The organism is Pseudomonas sp., from assembly GCF_035512415.1.
In the GTDB taxonomy this organism is placed as follows: Bacteria; Pseudomonadota; Gammaproteobacteria; order Pseudomonadales; family Pseudomonadaceae; genus Aquipseudomonas.
The window spans coordinates 173,990-191,156 of record NZ_DATKDZ010000038.1; the positions used below are offsets into that span (position 1 = coordinate 173,990).

At 64.1% G+C, this 17,167-nt stretch carries 17 protein-coding genes and 1 riboswitch; of the genes, 1 reads left to right on the forward strand and 16 read right to left on the reverse strand.

What is annotated here, in order from left to right; genetic code table 11:
• Positions 1-33 precede the first annotated feature (33 nt).
• Positions 34-369, forward strand: coding sequence for a four-helix bundle copper-binding protein (locus VMP31_RS17915; RefSeq protein ID WP_325509061.1), 336 nt, complete (start codon positions 34-36; stop codon positions 367-369).
• A 99-nt stretch (positions 370-468) separates the two neighbouring features.
• Here VMP31_RS17915 and VMP31_RS17920 read toward each other — a convergent pair whose 3' ends face one another.
• From VMP31_RS17920 to VMP31_RS17995, 16 genes are all read right to left on the reverse strand, one after another.
• A complete protein-coding gene (locus VMP31_RS17920; protein WP_325509062.1) occupies positions 469-1,203 on the reverse strand; it encodes an adenosylcobinamide-GDP ribazoletransferase in 735 nt (244 codons plus the stop codon).
• On the reverse strand, positions 1,200-1,775 hold the full coding sequence (gene cobC / locus VMP31_RS17925; protein WP_325509063.1) for an alpha-ribazole phosphatase family protein: 576 nt from the start codon (positions 1,773-1,775) through the stop codon (positions 1,200-1,202). Before cobC ends, VMP31_RS17920 begins: the two co-directional genes overlap by 4 nt.
• Positions 1,772-2,827, reverse strand: coding sequence for a nicotinate-nucleotide--dimethylbenzimidazole phosphoribosyltransferase (gene cobT, locus VMP31_RS17930; RefSeq protein ID WP_325509064.1), 1,056 nt, complete (start codon positions 2,825-2,827; stop codon positions 1,772-1,774). Before cobT ends, cobC begins: the two co-directional genes overlap by 4 nt.
• Entirely contained in the window at positions 2,824-3,345 is a 522-nt protein-coding gene (gene cobU / locus VMP31_RS17935; protein ID WP_325509065.1) for a bifunctional adenosylcobinamide kinase/adenosylcobinamide-phosphate guanylyltransferase, read from the reverse strand. Before cobU ends, cobT begins: the two co-directional genes overlap by 4 nt.
• An 88-nt stretch (positions 3,346-3,433) precedes the next feature.
• Positions 3,434-4,882: a cobyric acid synthase gene (locus tag VMP31_RS17940; protein WP_325509066.1), complete on the reverse strand. Its 1,449-nt coding sequence runs from the start codon at positions 4,880-4,882 to the stop codon at positions 3,434-3,436.
• Positions 4,879-5,886 (reverse strand): threonine-phosphate decarboxylase CobD, encoded by a 1,008-nt coding sequence (cobD, locus tag VMP31_RS17945; RefSeq protein WP_325509067.1) that lies wholly within the window; start codon positions 5,884-5,886, stop codon positions 4,879-4,881. Before cobD ends, VMP31_RS17940 begins: the two co-directional genes overlap by 4 nt.
• Positions 5,879-6,787: an adenosylcobinamide-phosphate synthase CbiB gene (gene cbiB, locus VMP31_RS17950; RefSeq protein WP_325509068.1), complete on the reverse strand. Its 909-nt coding sequence runs from the start codon at positions 6,785-6,787 to the stop codon at positions 5,879-5,881. The genes cobD and cbiB overlap by 8 nt, the downstream gene beginning before the upstream one ends.
• A complete protein-coding gene (bluB, locus tag VMP31_RS17955) occupies positions 6,784-7,431 on the reverse strand; it encodes a 5,6-dimethylbenzimidazole synthase (protein WP_325509069.1) in 648 nt (215 codons plus the stop codon). The genes cbiB and bluB overlap by 4 nt, the downstream gene beginning before the upstream one ends.
• Positions 7,431-8,765 carry a cobyrinate a,c-diamide synthase gene (locus VMP31_RS17960; RefSeq protein ID WP_325509070.1) on the reverse strand — a complete coding sequence of 445 codons (1,335 nt, stop codon included), beginning with the start codon at positions 8,763-8,765 and terminating at the stop codon, positions 7,431-7,433. The genes bluB and VMP31_RS17960 overlap by 1 nt, the downstream gene beginning before the upstream one ends.
• A complete protein-coding gene (locus tag VMP31_RS17965; protein WP_325509071.1) occupies positions 8,762-9,331 on the reverse strand; it encodes a hypothetical protein in 570 nt (189 codons plus the stop codon). Before VMP31_RS17965 ends, VMP31_RS17960 begins: the two co-directional genes overlap by 4 nt.
• A 37-nt stretch (positions 9,332-9,368) precedes the next feature.
• On the reverse strand, positions 9,369-11,237 hold the full coding sequence (gene btuB / locus VMP31_RS17970) for a TonB-dependent vitamin B12 receptor (protein WP_325509072.1): 1,869 nt from the start codon (positions 11,235-11,237) through the stop codon (positions 9,369-9,371).
• 120 nt (positions 11,238-11,357) lie between these two features.
• Positions 11,358-11,592: riboswitch (cobalamin riboswitch) on the reverse strand.
• Between the two features lie 73 nt (positions 11,593-11,665).
• The gene (locus tag VMP31_RS17975) at positions 11,666-13,702 is read right to left on the reverse strand and encodes an LTA synthase family protein (protein WP_325509073.1); all 2,037 of its coding nucleotides are present in this window, start codon (positions 13,700-13,702) and stop codon (positions 11,666-11,668) included.
• Positions 13,703-13,753: 51 nt separating this feature from the next.
• The gene (locus VMP31_RS17980; protein ID WP_325509074.1) at positions 13,754-14,359 is read right to left on the reverse strand and encodes a hypothetical protein; all 606 of its coding nucleotides are present in this window, start codon (positions 14,357-14,359) and stop codon (positions 13,754-13,756) included.
• Positions 14,359-15,657, reverse strand: coding sequence for a sialidase family protein (locus VMP31_RS17985; RefSeq protein ID WP_325509075.1), 1,299 nt, complete (start codon positions 15,655-15,657; stop codon positions 14,359-14,361). Before VMP31_RS17985 ends, VMP31_RS17980 begins: the two co-directional genes overlap by 1 nt.
• Positions 15,658-15,944: 287 nt before the next feature.
• The gene (locus tag VMP31_RS17990; protein ID WP_325509076.1) at positions 15,945-16,607 is read right to left on the reverse strand and encodes an O-methyltransferase; all 663 of its coding nucleotides are present in this window, start codon (positions 16,605-16,607) and stop codon (positions 15,945-15,947) included.
• A gap of 27 nt (positions 16,608-16,634) precedes the next feature.
• The gene (locus tag VMP31_RS17995; protein WP_325509077.1) at positions 16,635-17,165 is read right to left on the reverse strand and encodes a C40 family peptidase; all 531 of its coding nucleotides are present in this window, start codon (positions 17,163-17,165) and stop codon (positions 16,635-16,637) included.
• Positions 17,166-17,167: the final 2 nt, after the last annotated feature.

Genomic DNA, 17,167 nt, shown 5'->3' on the forward strand with positions numbered 1-17,167 from the left:
CCGATATCCCCAGCTGATTTAAAGGAGTTCGCCATGACCCCGCCCAAATATGCTTCCTGCATCCAAGCCTGCAGCGCCTGCGTTATCGCCTGCGAGGTCTGTGCGTCGGCCTGCCTGCAGGAAGAGGATGTAGCGATGATGGCCAACTGCATCAAACTCGATCGCGACTGTGCAGACATCTGCCGCCTGGCCGAAACCCTGATGGCTCGCGAGAGCGCCCTGGTCGACGAATTTTGCCGACTCTGCGCCATTGTCTGCCAAGCCTGCGCGGAAGAATGCGCCAAGCATCGCCACGAGCACTGCCAGCAGTGCGCCCAGGTCTGCCAGCGTTGCGTGGAGGAATGCGAGGCCATCAGCATGGCCACCTGAGTCGTTTACCAACAGGCCGTTGAAGAATCTGGGCGAGGCAGCCGAGCCTGTTTTAAGCGCCCTTATCTTTTCAAGAAGCCGGGCAACCCAGCTCGCTTGTCAACGGCCTGCCAGGGCCAGGGCCAGCAGCACGGCGCATTCGGCTATTTCCAGCAGCGCCCCGGCGGTATCGCCGGTGGTGCCGCCCAGGCGCTTGAGCATCATGCTGCGCAGCCAGAGGAAAATCCCACCAGCCACCAGCAAGGCGAGCAACGCCGGCCAGCCCAGCAGCACCATAAGCGCAACGTTAGCGACCAGCACCCAGGGCAGCTGCCGACGCGGCAGATGCTCGGCCAGGGCCTGACCCAGGCCACCGGCCCGCACATAGGGGGTGGTAAGAAACAGCAGCGGTAACAGGCAACGCGCCAGCCAGGGCACCAATAACAGCAACAACCCTGAGCCGCTTTCCAGCAAGGCCACCAGCGCGGCAAACTTGAGCAATAGCAGCAGTACCAGCACCACCACCGCAATCGGCCCGCTACGCGGGTCTTTCATAATGGCCAGGGTGCGCTGTGTATCGCCAAAGCCGCCGACCCAGGCATCTGCGCTATCAGCCAGGCCATCCAGATGCAGGCCACCGCTGATGCCCACCCACAAGGTCAGCAATAACGCCGCCTGCAGCAGCACGGCGCTATCGCCCAGCAGTTGCTGCGCGGCGAGCAGCAACAGGCCGATCAACAGCCCCACCAGCGGATAGAACAGCAGCGAGCGGCCGATCTGCTCAGGCGTCGGCATGCCGGCCAGGGTCACCGGCAGGCGGGTAAGAAACTGCAGGGCGATCCACCAGGGCGTCATCTCAACTCCCGGAGTTCGCCCTGTTTATCCAGGCATAGCTGATAACGCTCGGCATGGCCCACCGCCACCTGCAGCAGATCATTGCGCGGCAAGCCACGGGCGCGGGCCAACAGCAGGCGAATTACCCCGCCATGGGTCACCAGCAGCAAGCGCTCGCCGGCATGGCGTGCCTGCAAACGTTGCAATGCGCCCAATATCCGCGCCTCGAAGGCCAGCAGCGTCTCGCCTTCGGGCGGGGTAAAGCCGTAGGGATCGCTCCAGAAACGGCCGAGTTCGGTGGCACTGGTCTGCATCAGTTCGGCGGTACTGCGCCCTTCCCACGCACCGAAATGCAGTTCCTGCAGATCGGGCTCCAGGCTAAGCGGCACGCCGTGCTGCGTCGCCAGCTCCTCGGCAAAGCGTGCGCAGCGCTGCAAGGGCGAACTGATCAGCCGATCCCAGCGGCTGCCGTCAGCCACCGCCGCGCGCAGCTGCGCCCAACCGGTTTCGGTCAGGGCATCGTCGAGGCTACCGCGCAGGCCACCGCCCAGCTCGGTTTCACCGTGGCGTAGCAGTTCCAGATAGACCGTCATGCAGGGCGCTCGGCCACCTCCGCCTCGGCAAAGGTGGCCATATCGTTGTGCAGGCTGCAGGCCAGTTGCAGCAGCGGCACGGCCAAGGCGGCACCACTGCCCTCGCCCAGGCGCAGGCCCAGATCGAGCAGCGGTTCGGCCTGCAACACCTTGAGCACCCGCTGATGGCCGGGCTCCGCGCCAGTGTGGGCAAATAGCAGCCATTCACGGCAAGCCGGATTCAGCTGTACCGCCAGCAAGGCGGCAACGCTGCAGATATAACCATCCACCAGGGCGGTAATGCCCTGCTGCGCGCAGGCCAGATAGGCACCGCTCAGCGCGGCAATCTCGAAGCCGCCGAGGCGTTGCAAGATGTCGATGGGCTCGCTGATCGCCGGGCGATGCAGCTCCAGCGCGACCTCGATCACCTCGGCTTTATGCGCCACGCCCGCGCTGTCCAGGCCAGTACCAGGGCCGACCAGCTCCCGCGCCGGACACTCCAGCAGCAGGCAAGCCATGGCCGTGGCCGCGGTGGTGTTGCCGATGCCCATCTCGCCGCCGATAAACAGCTGGCTGCCGGCTTCACGGGCGCGCTGCACGCTGGCCTGGCCGGCATCCAGGGCCAGCAGTAACTGCGCGGCAGTCATCGCCGGGCCCTGGACGAAATTCTGCGTACCCTCGCCAATATGTAGATGACGCACACCACGCAGCGGCTCCAGCGGCAGCGCGGTGCCCAGGTCGATCACTTCAAGCGTCGCGCCCAGCTGTTTGGCCAAAACGCTGATAGCCGCACCACCGCTGACAAAGTTGCGCAACATCTGCCCGGTAACCGCCTGGGGGAACGCAGATACACCTTCGGCGACCACGCCATGGTCGCCGGCAAATATGCTGATCCACAGTTGCTCGACTTGCGGCCGCTGGCTGCCTTGCATCGCCGCCAGGTCAATCGCCAACTGCTCCAGCTGGCCGAGCGAGCCGGCCGGTTTGCTCAGCTGCTGCTGGCGCGCCTGCGCCTTGTTGCGCGCGGGCATATCCAGCGCCTGACAGCCCTGTTGCCACCATTGCTCACTCATAGCGCACTCCCCTTGAGAACCATCGGCAAACCCGCCACGGTAAACACCACACGCTCACAGCGCTCGGCCAGGGCCTGATGCAGCCAGCCCGCCTCGTCGACATAACGCCGGGTCAGCTCGCCCAGCGGCACCACACCCAAACCGGTTTCATTGCTGACCAGAATAACCCGCCCCGGCAGATCGACCAGGCATTCGAGCACGGCATCGCGCTCGGCACTTAAGCGCGATAAGTCATCCAGCATTAACAGATTGGTCAGCCACAGGGTCAGACAATCGATCAGCAAACACTTATCCGCGGCGGCCTGCTCGCACAATACCCGGGCCAGGGCCAAAGGTTCTTCCACCAGACCCCAGTGCGCCGGACGACGTTCGCGGTGATGCTGGATACGCGCATCCATCTCGCCATCCAGCGCCTGGCTGGTGGCGATATAGGTCACCGCCAGGCCGGACTCGGCCGCCAGCCGCTCGGCCAGACGGCTTTTGCCGGAACGGGCACCGCCGAGTATCAGTTCATGCATGGTTCACCTTGTCTCCCTGTAGGGTGGATGTCGTTTTTTACATCCACCATCGCGCCGCAAATGGTGGATCGATAAAGCGTGATCCACCCTACAGGCCACATAACGTTCGCAGTTTTGTCGTATCCAGATGCGCCTCGACCAGATCGGCAAGGCGTTCGATATCGCGTTCACGCAAGGCGTGGTAATCCACCTGCTGCACCTCGCGCAATCCGGCCCAGCGTAGCAAGGCGCTACAGGCCTCAGGGCTTTCAAACAGGCCATGCAGATAGGTGCCGAGCACCTGGCCATCCGCGCTCAGGCCACCATCGGCGCGGCCATCGTCGAGGCGCACAGCCGCGTTCAAACCTGCGCCCGAGCTAACTCCAGCATGAATCTCATAGCCACTGATCGGGGCATTTTCCAGGCACAGCTGGCCGCGCACATTACGCAGCTGCTTCTCAGGCTCCAGCACGGTGCTGAAATCCAGCAGCCCCAGTCCCGGGCTTGAGCCCGCAGCGCCTTCCAGGCCATGGAGGTCGTCGATCTGCGTACCGAGCATCTGCAGCCCGCCGCAAATGCCCAGCAGTTTTCCGCCATAACGCAGGTGCTTGGCGATAGCCGCCGGCCAGCCTTGCTGACGCAGGAAGGCCAGATCGCTGCGTACGCTTTTCGAGCCGGGCAGGATAAGCAGGTCGGCTGCGGGAATCGCCTGGCCGGGGCCGACAAAGGTCAGTTCGACCTGCGGATGCAGACGCAGCGGGTCGAAATCGGTGTGGTTGCTGATGCGTGGCAATACCGGCACCACCACCTTGATCACTTCGGCCGCCTTGGCGCTCTGGCGAATATCGATGGCGTCCTCGGCTTCCAGATGGAAATCCATCAGGTAAGGCAATACGCCGAGTACCGGTTTGCCGGTGCGCTGCTCCAGCCAATCCAGCCCCGGTTGCAACAGAGCGATATCGCCGCGAAAGCGGTTGATCACAAAGCCCTGTACCCGCGCCTGCTCGCTCTCGGAGAGCAACGCCAGGGTGCCGACCAGATGGGCAAACACCCCACCCTTGTCGATATCGGCAATCAGAATCACCGGACAATCCACCGCCTCGGCAAAGCCCATATTGGCGATATCGCCAGCGCGAAGATTGATCTCCGCCGGCGATCCCGCGCCCTCCACTATCACCACCGGATAGGCCGCGCTCAGACGCTGGTGCGATTGCAGAACCGCCTGCATCGCCACCTTTTTGTAATCGTGATAAGCCACGGCATCCATGCAGCTAAGGGCGCGGCCATGGATGATCACTTGGGCACCTGTGTCGCTATTGGGCTTGAGCAGCACCGGATTCATATCGGTGTGCGGTGCCAATCCAGCGGCCTGGGCCTGTACCGCCTGAGCCCGACCGATTTCACCACCGTCGGCGGTGACTGCCGAGTTGAGCGCCATATTCTGCGGTTTAAACGGCACCACGCTAACGCCCTGGCGCTTAAGCCAGCGGCATAGGGCGGTTACCAAGGTGCTTTTGCCGGCATCCGACGTGGTGCCCTGCACCATCAATGTAGTCATTGCGATTCCTTGGCAAAGCTTGCAAGGGCTTGCTGTAAACGCTGCCAGCCTTGCTCGTCGGCCGGCAGACCAAAACGCAGGCTGAGCGGGCTGGCAAACAGCCGAGTGAGGATGCCTTGCGCGGCGAGAAATTCATGCAGCTCGGCAGCACTCGGCGTGCAGCAGAACTGAAATAGCGCACAGCCCCCGGTGGGCGCAAAACCTTGCGCACTGAGCAACGTGGCCAGGCGCTCGCCATCGGCCAACAACCGCTCGCGCTGCAAACGCTGGCCAGCGTGATCCTGCAGCAGCGCGGTGGCCACCACCCGGCTCGGCCCACTGATCGCCCAGGGCCCGAGCAATTCGGCCAGTTGTTCCAGCACGGTCGGCTGAGCCAAAACAAAGCCCAGACGAATGCCGGCCAGGCCGAAGAATTTGCCAAACGAGCGCAGCACGATCAGCCCCGACCGTTCGCTAAAGGCCGCCAGGCTGTGCTCGGGGGTGCAGTCGATAAAGGCTTCATCCACCACCAGCCAGCCGCCGCGCTCGGCCAGGCGTGCGTGCCAGCTCAGCAGTTGCTCGGGGGCAAAACGCCGGCCCGTGGGGTTGTTCGGGTTGATCAGCAGCAGTACATCGAGACGTTCCAGGGCGCGATTAACCCCCGCTTCGCTAAGTTCCAGCAGGCGGTGACCTTCGCGCTGCCAGGCCGCCGCATGCTCGGCATAGGCCGGCGAGAGGATACCGACCCGAGCATCACGCACCAGGCGCGGCAATGCCTGGATCGCCGCCTGGGAGCCGGCCACCGGCAGCAGATTGCTCACTCCGTAGTAATCGCGAGCGGCGACTTCCAGGCCATCGTGCTGCTCGGGCAGACGCGTCCAGGCGCTAGCGGGAATCGCCGGCAAGGGCCAGCCATAAGGCGCGATACCGGTGGACAGGTCCAGCCAGTCGGCCAGAGCAACGCCATAACGCTGCGCCGCGGCGCGCAGGCGGCCGCCGTGCTCAAGCCCGCCCTGCTCAAACATAGAAAGCGCCCCACAACAACAGCAGCGCCAGCCACAGCAGCACACCGGCGTACACCAGATTAAGCGCCCGTTCGATATCCCGCGCCCTGGGTTGTGGCCCTGCACCCAGCTCGGGCCGCTGATGCAACTCGCCATGATATTCCGCCGCGCCGCCCAGGCTAACGCCCAGCGCACCTGCCCCAGCCGCCATCACCGGGCCAGCATTGGGGCTGTCCCACAAGGGTGCCTGGGTACGCCAGCAGCGCAGCGCCAGGACCGTCTTGCCGAGCAGCGCATAGGTCAGTGCCACTAAACGCGCGGGAATGTAATTGAGCCCATCGTCGATCTTCGCCGCGGCCCAGCCGAAGCGCTCGAAACGCTCATTGCGATAGCCCCACATGGCGTCCAGGGTATTGCTCAGGCGATACAGCACTACGCCCGGCGCACCGGCAATCACAAACCAGAACAGTGCGGCAAATACCGCATCAGAGCCGTTTTCCAGCACCGACTCGCTGCCCGCCCGCGCCACCCCGGTGGCATCCAGCTGCGCGGTATTACGGCTGACCATATAACCGACCCGCTCGCGCGCCAGACGCAGATCGCCCAGACGCAGGGCCTGGGCCACTGGCAGGGCATGCTCGCCCAGGCTGCGCAGCCCGAGCGCCGCATAGAGCGCGGCAATCTCCACCGCCCAACCCAACCCGCTGATCTGGCTCAGCAGCCAGGCCAGCAGGGTCAGCGGCAATACCGCCAGGCACCAGGCGCTAACGCCATGGCTGCGCCAACCGCGCCCGGCCGGATTGAAACGCTGCTCGATACGCTCAGCCATACGCCCGAACGCCACCAGCGGATGCCAGCCCTTGGACTCGCCAAACAGCGCATCCAGGGCGACCCCGGCGCAGGTGCTGAGAACCAGGCTCATGCTGCGCCCCACTGATTCTCGAACAGCAAAGCACTGAGCGGCCGTGGCGTGGCCCAGCCTTGCTGCACCAGCATCGGTGCGTCATAAAACTCCGTCACCGGCCCCAGGCACAGCACCGCCAGGGGTTTGCTGCCAGTCGGCATGCCGAGCAGATCCGCCAGAGCCTGGGGCTCGAACAGCGATACCCAGCCCATACCCAGCCCTTCAACGCGGGCGGCCAGCCAGAGGTTCTGGATCGCGCAGGCCAGGGATGCCAGGTCCATTTCCGGCAAGGTACGCCGACCGAACACATGGGCCTCGCGGCCGTCCATCAGCGCCACCACCAGCAGCTCGGCGCAGTCGCGAATGCCCTCAACCTTCAGCTGCATAAATTCGTCGCTGCGCTCACCCAAGGCCTCGGCGGTGCGCACACGCTCCTCGTCCACCAGGCCGTAAATCGCCTCGCGCAAGGCCGGGCGGCTGATGCGGATAAACCGCCAGGGCTGCATCAGGCCGACGCTGGGGGCCTGGTGCGCGGCTTCCAGCAGGCGCGCCAGTACCTCGGGAGCCACCTCGCCGCCGCTGAAATGGCGCATATCGCGGCGTTCGGCAATGGCGCGGTAGACCGCGGCACGCTCCTCGGGACTAAAGGCCTGCTCGTTCATCAAGGCTCACCGGGTAGAAACAGCGCGGCCGCCGCGCGCGGCGCGGACGGCAGATAGAAGTGGATATAGGACGCGGTCAACCGGCCAATACGATAAACCGCTTCGGCCGTGCGTCTGTAGTTGGGGCACTCGCCCCGAGCGATGGGCTCCAGGGCGCTGCTCAGGGCCGAGTGGTGGAAAGTATGGCCGCGCAGGCTGCCTTCCGGCAATTCGACTTGCTGCAGGGCCAGCGCCACCAAGCGCGGTTGCAGACTCGCCTGGCCCGGAAGCAGACCGAGCATGGCGGCGCTGGCCCCCTGTTGGTCGGTCAGCTGCTCGAGCAGGTAAAGCATGCCGCCGCACTCGGCATGGATCGGCTTACCGGCCGCATGGTGCGCACGAATCGCCTGCGCCATGGCCTGGTTGGCGCTCAGTTGCTCCAGGTGCAATTCGGGGTAGCCGCCAGGCAGATAGAGGCTATCCACCACGGGTAGCTGGCTATCGCTCAAGGGCGAGAAAAACTGCAATTTGGCCCCCAATTCCTCCAGCAGATCCAGGTTGGCCTGGTAGAGAAAGGCGAAGGCGCTGTCGCGGGCCACGCCGATACGCACGCCGTCCAACAACCGCGCGGGGCTTGCCGGCTCGGGGGCGGCAAAGCTGACTGGCGGCGGCAACGCGACATCGGCACTGATCGCCAGGGCATCGGCGGCAGCGTCCAAGCGAGCATCCAGGTCGGCGAGTTCGCCAGCCTGGATCAAACCCAGATGGCGGCTCGGCAATTGCACCTCGGCGCTGCGCGGTAACGCGCCGTACCAGCGGATCGAGGCCGGCAAGGCATCGCGCAATATCTCACCATGGCGCGTGCTGCCGACCCGGTTGCCGAGCACCCCGGCGAACGGCAGGTCCGGCTGAAAGGTCGCCAGACCATGGGCCATAGCACCAAAGGTCTGGGCCATGGCCGAACCATCGATCACCGCCAGCACCTGCACACCGAAGTGCCGGGCCAGATCGGCCGCCGACGGCGTGCCATCGAACAGACCCATCACCCCCTCGATCAGAATCAGGTCGGCCTCCCCCGCTGCCTGCCAAAGCAAGCGCCGGCTCTCCACCTCGCCGACCATCCACAGATCCAGCTGATACACCGGCGCGCCGCTGGCCTGGGCCAGCACCATGGGGTCGAGAAAATCCGGCCCACACTTGAACACCCGCACGCGCTTGCCCTGGCGCGTATGCAAGCGCGCCAGGGCGGCGGTCACCGTGGTTTTGCCCTGGCCCGAGGCCGGCGCGGCGATCAGCAGCGCCGGGCAGTGCCGGGCTACTTGCGGCACCTCGGGCGCAGAGCCACCCCCGCTCATTGACCCGCGACCCGCCGCGGGGCGAACGAGCAGGCCCGCGCAGCGCTATAGAACAGCGCGGCCAGCCCGACATACAGGGCCAGGCTGCCCAGGTAACGTGGGTAGTAAAAGCCGATACGCTCGGCCAACAGGGCCAGGGTCGGCTCGGGGTAACGCCCGGAGAAGTACAGAAAGCCGCCGCCGGAGAACAGGTAACAGACCAGGGCACTGGCTGCGACCGTTGCCGCCAGCACCGCCAGGCTGCTTACCCGGTCACGTTGCCAACCTGCATACAGGCGACCACCCAGCCACAGCGAGGCGTAGGCCGGCAGCAGCATCCAGTAGGCCGGCGACATGCACCAGGCGCTGACGTCCGCCCACTGGATGGAGGCGAAATCCAGCAGCGAGGCCTCGACAAACAATCCGGCAAACACCCAGCGCGGCTTGAGCAGCACCCCGGCAAGGAAGAACACCGCCCAGGAGGCACTGGGCAGGTTCAGGGTGGCGAAATGCTGACCGCGGGTCATGGCCAGCAGCGCCGCCAGGGCCAGGCCAATCAGCAGCTGGGTACGGGGTGTCAGGTTCATTCATTTATCTCCGGCTAAACAACTAGGGTGCAGCCTGTTAGAGCGCCTGATAACGCACCGTCAGATAGACCGCCTGGCCAGGCTGGTTGAAGCCTTCGGCAGTCTGATAATCGGCATCCAGCAGGTTGGCCAGCCGCGTTTGCAGACGCCACTCGCGGTTCAGCCGGTACTCGCCACGCAGGTCCAGGGTGGCGAAGCCGGCCAGCTCACGCTGGTTCTCCAGGTCGTCGTAGGTCGAGTTCTGCGCATGCAGGCTGGTACCGACGCTGAAGTCGCCAAAGGCGCGGTCGATGTCCAGGTTGAACAGTTGGCTCGGCCGGCGGTTGAGCTCCTTGCCGTAATAGGCGATGCCGGCGCTGCTGCTGCGGCGAGAGCGGTTCTCGGCATCCATCAGACTGTAGTTGGCGCTCCATTGCCAGCCGAACAACTCGCTGCCCAGCAGCAGCTCCAGGCCGCGGATGCGGGCCTCGTCCACCCCCTCGGCCTGGAGGTTGCCGTCGACCCGCACGTTGGCGATCAGGTTGTCGATTTGCGTGCGGTAAGCATTGACCGCCCAATGGCCCCAGCCGTGACGGCCGGCCAGACCCAGCTCGAGGCTGCGCGACTGCTCGGCCTGCAGCTCCGGGTTGCCGAAGCCGGGGAAATACAGCTGGTTGAAGGTCGGGGCCTTGAACGCCGTACCGTAACTGGCGGTCAGCCGCAGCGCGTCGCTCAGGGCATAGCCCCAGGCGATATTGCCGGTGTCGTGGCGACCGAACTGTTCGTTGTCGTCGTGGCGCAGGGACAGCTGCCAGTCCTGCGCCCCGTGCTGACCGAGGTACTGGACGAAGGCTCCCTGGTTGTCGCGACTTTCCAGGGCATAGGCGACAGTGCCGTTGACCTCGTCACGCTGATAATCGGCCCCCAGGGTCAGGCTGTGGCCGTCGGTCAGGTTCAGATCGTTCTGCCAGCTCAGGCTGTCGCGACGGCTGTCGAAACGCGAGTTGAAATCACCGTCCTGATAATGATCGGCCTTGTCTTCACTGCGCCCGGCCTGCAGGGTCACCTGCCAGGGCTCCAGCGGGGCAAAACGCGCACGCCCGCCGACGACACTCTGCACACCGTCGGAGTTGGCGGAAAAGCCACTGGTGCGCTTGCTGTTGACCTGGTCGTAGTCGCTGTGGGACTTGCTGCGCAGCAGGTTGCCATCCAGCTCCAGGCCATTGTCGAAGCGATAGCCGCCGCTCAGCGTCCCGGATAGGCTGCGAAAGCCGTCGGCATCGTTTTCATAACCGCTGGCACCGACCTGCTTGACGTTGATGCCGTCAGTATCCAGGCCGCTGAGGCCGAGGCTGTACCAGCCCTGCTGACCGCCACCGGTCACTCCGGCGCTGCCGCTGTAACTGTCATGGGTACCAAAACCTGCGGAGAAGAACGGCTTGGCCCCCTCGCCCCGGGCCTTGCGGGTGAAGATCTGGATCACCCCGCCGATGGCTTCCGAGCCATACAGGCTGGAACGCGGCCCGCGCACCACCTCGACCCGCTCGATCAGCTCCAGCGGCAGGTCCTGTAGGGCCGCGCCGCCAGAGGACACCGAACCGACCCGCAGACCGTCGATCATCACCAGCACATGGTTGGCGTTGCTGCCGCGCATATACAGGGCGGTGTTCTTGCCCGGGCCGCCGTTGTTGCTGAGGGACACCCCCGGCACCTTCTTCAGCAGCTCGGGCAGGGACGCCGCCTGGCTCTGCTCGATCTGCGCGCGGTCGAATACCGTGACCGCCGCCAGACTCTCCTGCACGGTTTGCGCAGTACGGGTGGCGGTTACCAGTTGATCTTGCAACTCGGTGGGGCTGGCGGCATGCGCCAGGGGATAACAACCCATAGCGCACAGCAGCGCCATCGGCTTCAACAGGGACTTACTCATCGCGTCGTATGCTCCGTCGCACTCACCCGGGCGACCAAGGCTGGGAAAGGCATACGGAGAACGAAGACGCACAAGTGCCGCAAAGGCGACAGCCCATACGCCAGACAACGCCCTCCGCGATGCCATGGACTGCAGCAGGCCGGTCTCCGGGCTTACGAGCGGCGAACTGAGGGCTCAGATCGCGACCAGACGCACCTTCCCATGCGGAGCACAGTGGTTGAAAAGCGCTGGTTTAACTCGTCTACCGTTGCGGGGGCAGCGTCGGAATTGCTGGCGTGAAGCACAGCGCACCGACTTCCCTGTTTCACCCCTCGCACGCCGAAACGTTGGGGGCACCTATTGCAAGCCGCGCAGATTAGAGGCTTGGCGCAGCCAGGTCAAACCGCGCAGCCAATCAAACGCAGCGCGGTACTAGGGTGGGCGGTGCCTTATTTGCGCACGTTCTGATAGAGCATCAGGCGCGAGGTTTCGTGCAGGCCACGGGTCAGCTCAAGCAGGCGCTGATATTCGGCGGGATGTTGCGCGGCGACGTTGTCCAGCGGCGTCAGGGACGCCAGATCGTGCAGCGATGGCTTGCTGCCGTCATGCTGCATCTGCAGAAGGAAATTGCGGGTAACCCCGCCGATCAGCGGGAAGCTGCCTTCGCGCAGTACCAGCGGCACCATCCGCTCACCTTCCGCGGCCGGCTGCTGAATATCGCGGCCCATGGCACCGTTGCGAAAGCTCATGCCGGTCATGCCCAGTACCGTGGGCAACAGGTCGACCAGGCCCACGGCTTCCTCGACCCGGCGCGGCTCGAGCAGCTTGGGGGCATGGATCAGCAGGGGTACCTGATTGCCGTCCAGGCCCAGCTTGACCAGCGCCGGCGGCATATGCGGCACCTGGCTGATACGGGTGTTGTGGTCACCAAACATGACGAAGATGGTGTTGTCGTACCAGCCGCCAGCCTGGGCGATTTCCATCAGCCGACCGATATTGAAGTCCAGCAGGCGTACCGCGTTGTACTGCGCCACGCTGCGCGAACCGGCGCTCTGGGCCTGCTCCAGGGATATCTCGTGCACCTCGAAGCCATCGTTGTCCTTGGGGATGGTGAAGGGACGATGGTTACCGGCGGTCTGGATATAGGCGAAGAAGGGCTTGTCCTTGGGCAGGTCGCGCAGCAGGCGGTCGCTTTCCTTGAACAGATCGAGGTCGGAGATGCCCCAGACATCGGCCAGCGGCGAGTTCCAGTGGCGCTCGTCGTAGAGCCGAATGCCATCGATGCTCTGACGGATCAGCGCATTCATATTGGCCCAACCGGAGTTGCCGCCGATCATGTAGAGCTTTTCGTAGCCCTGCAGCGCATTGACCAGGCTGTGCTGGCGGGTGATCAGCGGGTTGCGCGTCGAGGTTTCATGCCGCGAAACATCGGGCACCCCGGAAATGCTCGCCCATACGGTTTTGGCCGTACCGGTCACCGGCACATAGAAATTCTCGAAGAACCAGCTCTGCTTGGCCAGGCGGTCGATATTCGGCGTGGGGTTGAGCGGGTTGCCATAGGCCCCCACAGCCGTGGTGCCGAGGGATTCGAGCATGACGAAGACCACATTCGGCGGCTGCTTGCCGGTCAGGGCGTAAGGCTGCGGGCCCTGCTCGCGGATAAAGTTCAGCTGCTCGACATCGGCCTGCTCGACGCCCAGGTACTGGCTGACCACCCCGTAGTGTGCGGCCACCTGTTCAAGGTCATAGGGTTGCTGCGGCACCCTGAGGGTGTCGTAGAGAAAGATCACCGGATTCAGGCCGAGGGCCGCCACCTGGTTGTCACCGGAGAAGAAGGCGTCGCTCCAGCGCAGCGGTACCGGGTTTTCCAGATTGATATTGTCGACGCGCCCGAGGATGCCGAGAAATACCAGCACCACCATCAGTGCGCTGCCCCAGGTCAGCGACCAGCGGCTGATGGGTTTGGCCGGACGATCCAGGGTGATGCGCTCCAGGCGCAGCAGCAGCCACCAGGTCAGCGCGCTGGTGGCGAGCCAGCCCAAGGTGATCCAGATCACCGGGTAGGTCTGCCAGACCATATCGGTGGAGATCTGTGCATCGCCGAGAAAACGCAGCACCGTGGCGTTGATGCGCACGCCCAGGTAGGCGTAATGACCGAAGTCGAAGATATACACCAGCACCACCGCGCCCACGGCCAGGGCCAGGTAGAGCCGGGCCAGCCAGCGCAATGGCCGGCTGCGAGTCAGGTTGTAGACTGGCAACCAGGCCAGCAGCGCCACCGGCAGCATCAGCAGGATGGCCAAGCGCAGGTCGAAGCGCAGACCGATGCCGAGGGTTTGCGGCACCGCCGCGACCTCGCTCAGGGCACTGCCGTCGAAGCCGGAAAATCCGACGAAAAACAGCCCGCGCAGGGCCGCCAGCAATGAAAAAAGTACCGCTATAGCGCCCAGCCAGTAATGCAAGCGGCGCGATTGCAACCAACCCATGGTGCGAACCTCAATCAGCAAATCGTCTGTAATGTCAGGGGCACGCGCAGCTTAGAGGCGCATGGGTAACTGGGTCTTACGCTGCCTCAAGCCGAGTCGAACGACCGCATGCCAGATCAGCGCGCCCCAGCAGTAGAGCGCAAGCAGCGGGTCGAGCAGGTAATCCCAGTAATTGTCCGAGGGTTTGAGGCCCAGGCTGAAGGCCAGCGTGGCCAGCCCGAGCATCCAGACCCCGAGCCAGTTGCGCGCCAGCAGCAAAGCCAGCGCCACCAGGGCCAGCACCACCAGCAAGGGCCGCGGGCTGTAACCCAGGCGATAGGGGTCGGAGGCGGTCAGCCCCAGAGTGGCCGGATAGAGGAACAGCGCCAGCAGGCCAAACAACAGCAGCAGCTGCATCCCCTGCGGGGCCTCCAGCCGGGCCAGCAGGCCAATGCGCACCAGGCTGGCGAATAGCAGCGCCAGCAAGGTGGTGATGGCCAGGTCGTCGGTAAAGCTGCGTGCGTAGGCGGCCAGCGACAGGCCGGCAAGGGGGACAAAGCCGATCAGCAGGCAGCCCAGCAGGACCAGGCAACGGGGCCCGGATGACAGGCCGAAACCGGGAATCAGCAAAAACAGCAGCAGGGCGAAGGTCAGGTGGGCTTGCCAGAGTTCAAGCATTACATGCGCTCCTTGAGCCAGGCATCGTTGAAACTGATGTGTTTGATAAAGCTGTTGTTCCAGGAATACACCAGGTGGTAGTTGCCGTCGGCACTCTTGATGAAATAGGGGTACTCGTACTCGAAGTCGCAGCCATTCTTCTTGCACACCCGCTGATCGAGGTTGCCCAGAAACTCATCAAGCAGGCCCTGCCGGCGCGGGCCGCTGGAGAGACGGAACTTGTCGCCGATGATTTCCCGGTAGACCTCCGGCTCGAACGGATTGCCCTCGAAGTCCGGCGACTCATCGAGCTCGATTACCGGCGTCCAGAAATCCATCTCATCGTTGGTTTCCATCAGGCTCAGGCGAAAGCGCCCGTCTTCCAGATCGTTCATCGCCACCAGCATGCCCTGCCCTGGGGTAACCACCGCGGCCAGGGAGGAATTCGGGTTGGATGGGTCTTCGGGATAAGGCTCGCTCCAGGTCTGCCCCGCGTCCTGAGTGCGACTGGCCAGAATCTGGTGATGGGTGCTGCCGGCATAGCGCAACAGGGCGATGGCGTTCCATTCATCCAGAGCCACGATCGTGGGCTGCAGGGAATGTTTGCCACTGCTAATGCGCATCTTGTCCAACACCTCGCCTGTGGGGCTCAGGTACAGGTACTCGGCAAACTTGCCGAGAAACTCGTGATACACCGGCAGGCCCATGGACCCGTCGGCATGGAACACCGGCGCGCTGCGGACCAGGGTGCTGATATTGAAAAAGGGGGTGGTCACCAGCTGCCTGGGAGTGGACCAGGTCTTGCCCAGGTCATCGGAATGCATGGCATTGATCGCACTGCCCGCCCAGCCGCCAACGGAAACCGAGACATACAGCAACCACAGGCGCTGGTCCGGGGCCAGGGCGATCACCGGGTTGCCCAGCTTGCGAATATATTTGTGCACCGCACCCTGGGTCGACTCGCGTGTGGCCAGGACCAGCTCGTCGCCCCATTCACCGGTCGCCGCATCAAAACGCGCGCCGCGCACCTGTACATCCGCCGCGCCTTCGCGCGAGCCAGCAAACCACACAGACATCAGACCGCCGTCGGGCAACCCGGTGATGGACGAGGAATGCACGAACTCATTGAGGTCGCTGGAGGCGAAGCGGCTGGTATAGAACGGCTGCCACTCCGCCTCGGCGACCAGCGGCGCAGCCTTGGGCACGGCAAAGGAGGAAACCTTATAGGCCGGGCTTAACCACCAGGCCGAGATAAACACCGCCGAAAGGGCTACAAGGCCCAGGCCCATGGAGAGATGGGCGGATCGAAAAGCACGCATTGCATGACCCTTGATAAACCGGAAAAACGGCTGCCGCGTAGAACAACCGGCACCATTAGGTGCTCAAGGAGTCGGGAGGAAGGAGCCATAAACACACTGCAGCGGCGCGTAAAACAGCGCACCGACCCCGCCGCAAACTACTAACTGCGCAGAAGGATCATGGATTAGTCATATAAATGCAACCTTGCCTAGCAGCGCTGCGGGTCGCTCACGCGTCACAGCGCGGCGGCAGCCCAGGGCTCAGCTGAAACGGCAAACAAATGGTGATGGCATAGCGGCTACATACTTCAGCGCTTGCGGCACAGACTCAGGCCATCGCCCAACGGCAGCAGAGACAGATCGATACGTGGATCATCACGCAGCGCCAGGTTGAGTGCCTGAATCGCCCGGGTGTCGGCGCTCTCGGGGTTTGCCTCAAGCACACGCCCGCTCCACAGGGTGTTATCGAACAGAATCAGGCCACCCGGTCGCACCAGGCTCAGGGCCAGCTCGAAATAGGCTGGATAGTTGGCCTTGTCGGCATCGATAAAGACCAGGTCGACCTGCCCTGCCAGGCCCTCGCCTTCCAACGCCGCCAAGGTCTCCAGAGCCGGAGCCAGACGCTGCTCGATACGCGCACTCAGCCCCGCTTCGCGCCAGTAACGCTCGGCGGTGGCATTGTAGTCGCCGGGGATATCGCAGCAGATCAGCCGACCCTCCTCAGCCATGGCCTGGGCCATGCAGATGGCGCTGTAACCGGTAAAGGTGCCGACCTCGACAATCAGCCGGGCCCCGCTCAACTGCACCAGCAGCGCCATAAACTGGCCCTGCTCCGGGGCGATCTGCCACTGGGCGTTTACCAGCTGCGCGGTTTCCTCGCGCAGACGCTTGAGCAGCGGCGTTTCGCGCAGGGACACATCCAGCAGGTATTGATAGAGGGCGGAATCGAGATTAAGCGTTCGGTTAGTCATGCCTACTCCCGCTGCAACCAGCGCCGGTCAGGGATTGCTCGCCAGCTCCGGGGTGAATACGCGCTTGGCATTCAGATAGGTGCGCTGCCAGTAACTGTTGCTCAGGCTGTCCAGGCGCACGGTACCGCCGCTGGAGGGGGCGTGGACGAAGCGACCATCACCGACATAGATGCCGGCGTGGCTAACCTGACTGCCGCCACTGGTGGCGAAGAACAGCAGATCGCCGCTTTGCAGACGGTCGCGACTGACAACCGGGGCGCGCATGCGGATCAGTTCACGGGTCGAGCGCGGCAGGCTGATGCCGGCAGCATCACGGTAGACGTAGCCGATCAGGCCACTGCAATCGAACCCGCCGGCCGGGGTATTGCCGCCATAGCGGTAAGGGGTGCCGACCAGGCCCAGGGCACGAAACAGCACATCCTCGGCACCGCCGTACTGGTAGCCGATAGGAGCATGGACTTGGGGTTTCACGGCCGGGGCCGGAGCTGGCGCACGTCCCGCACAAGCAGTCAGCAGGGCGATGAGGCCAATCAGGGCGAAACGGGTGATAACGGTCATGG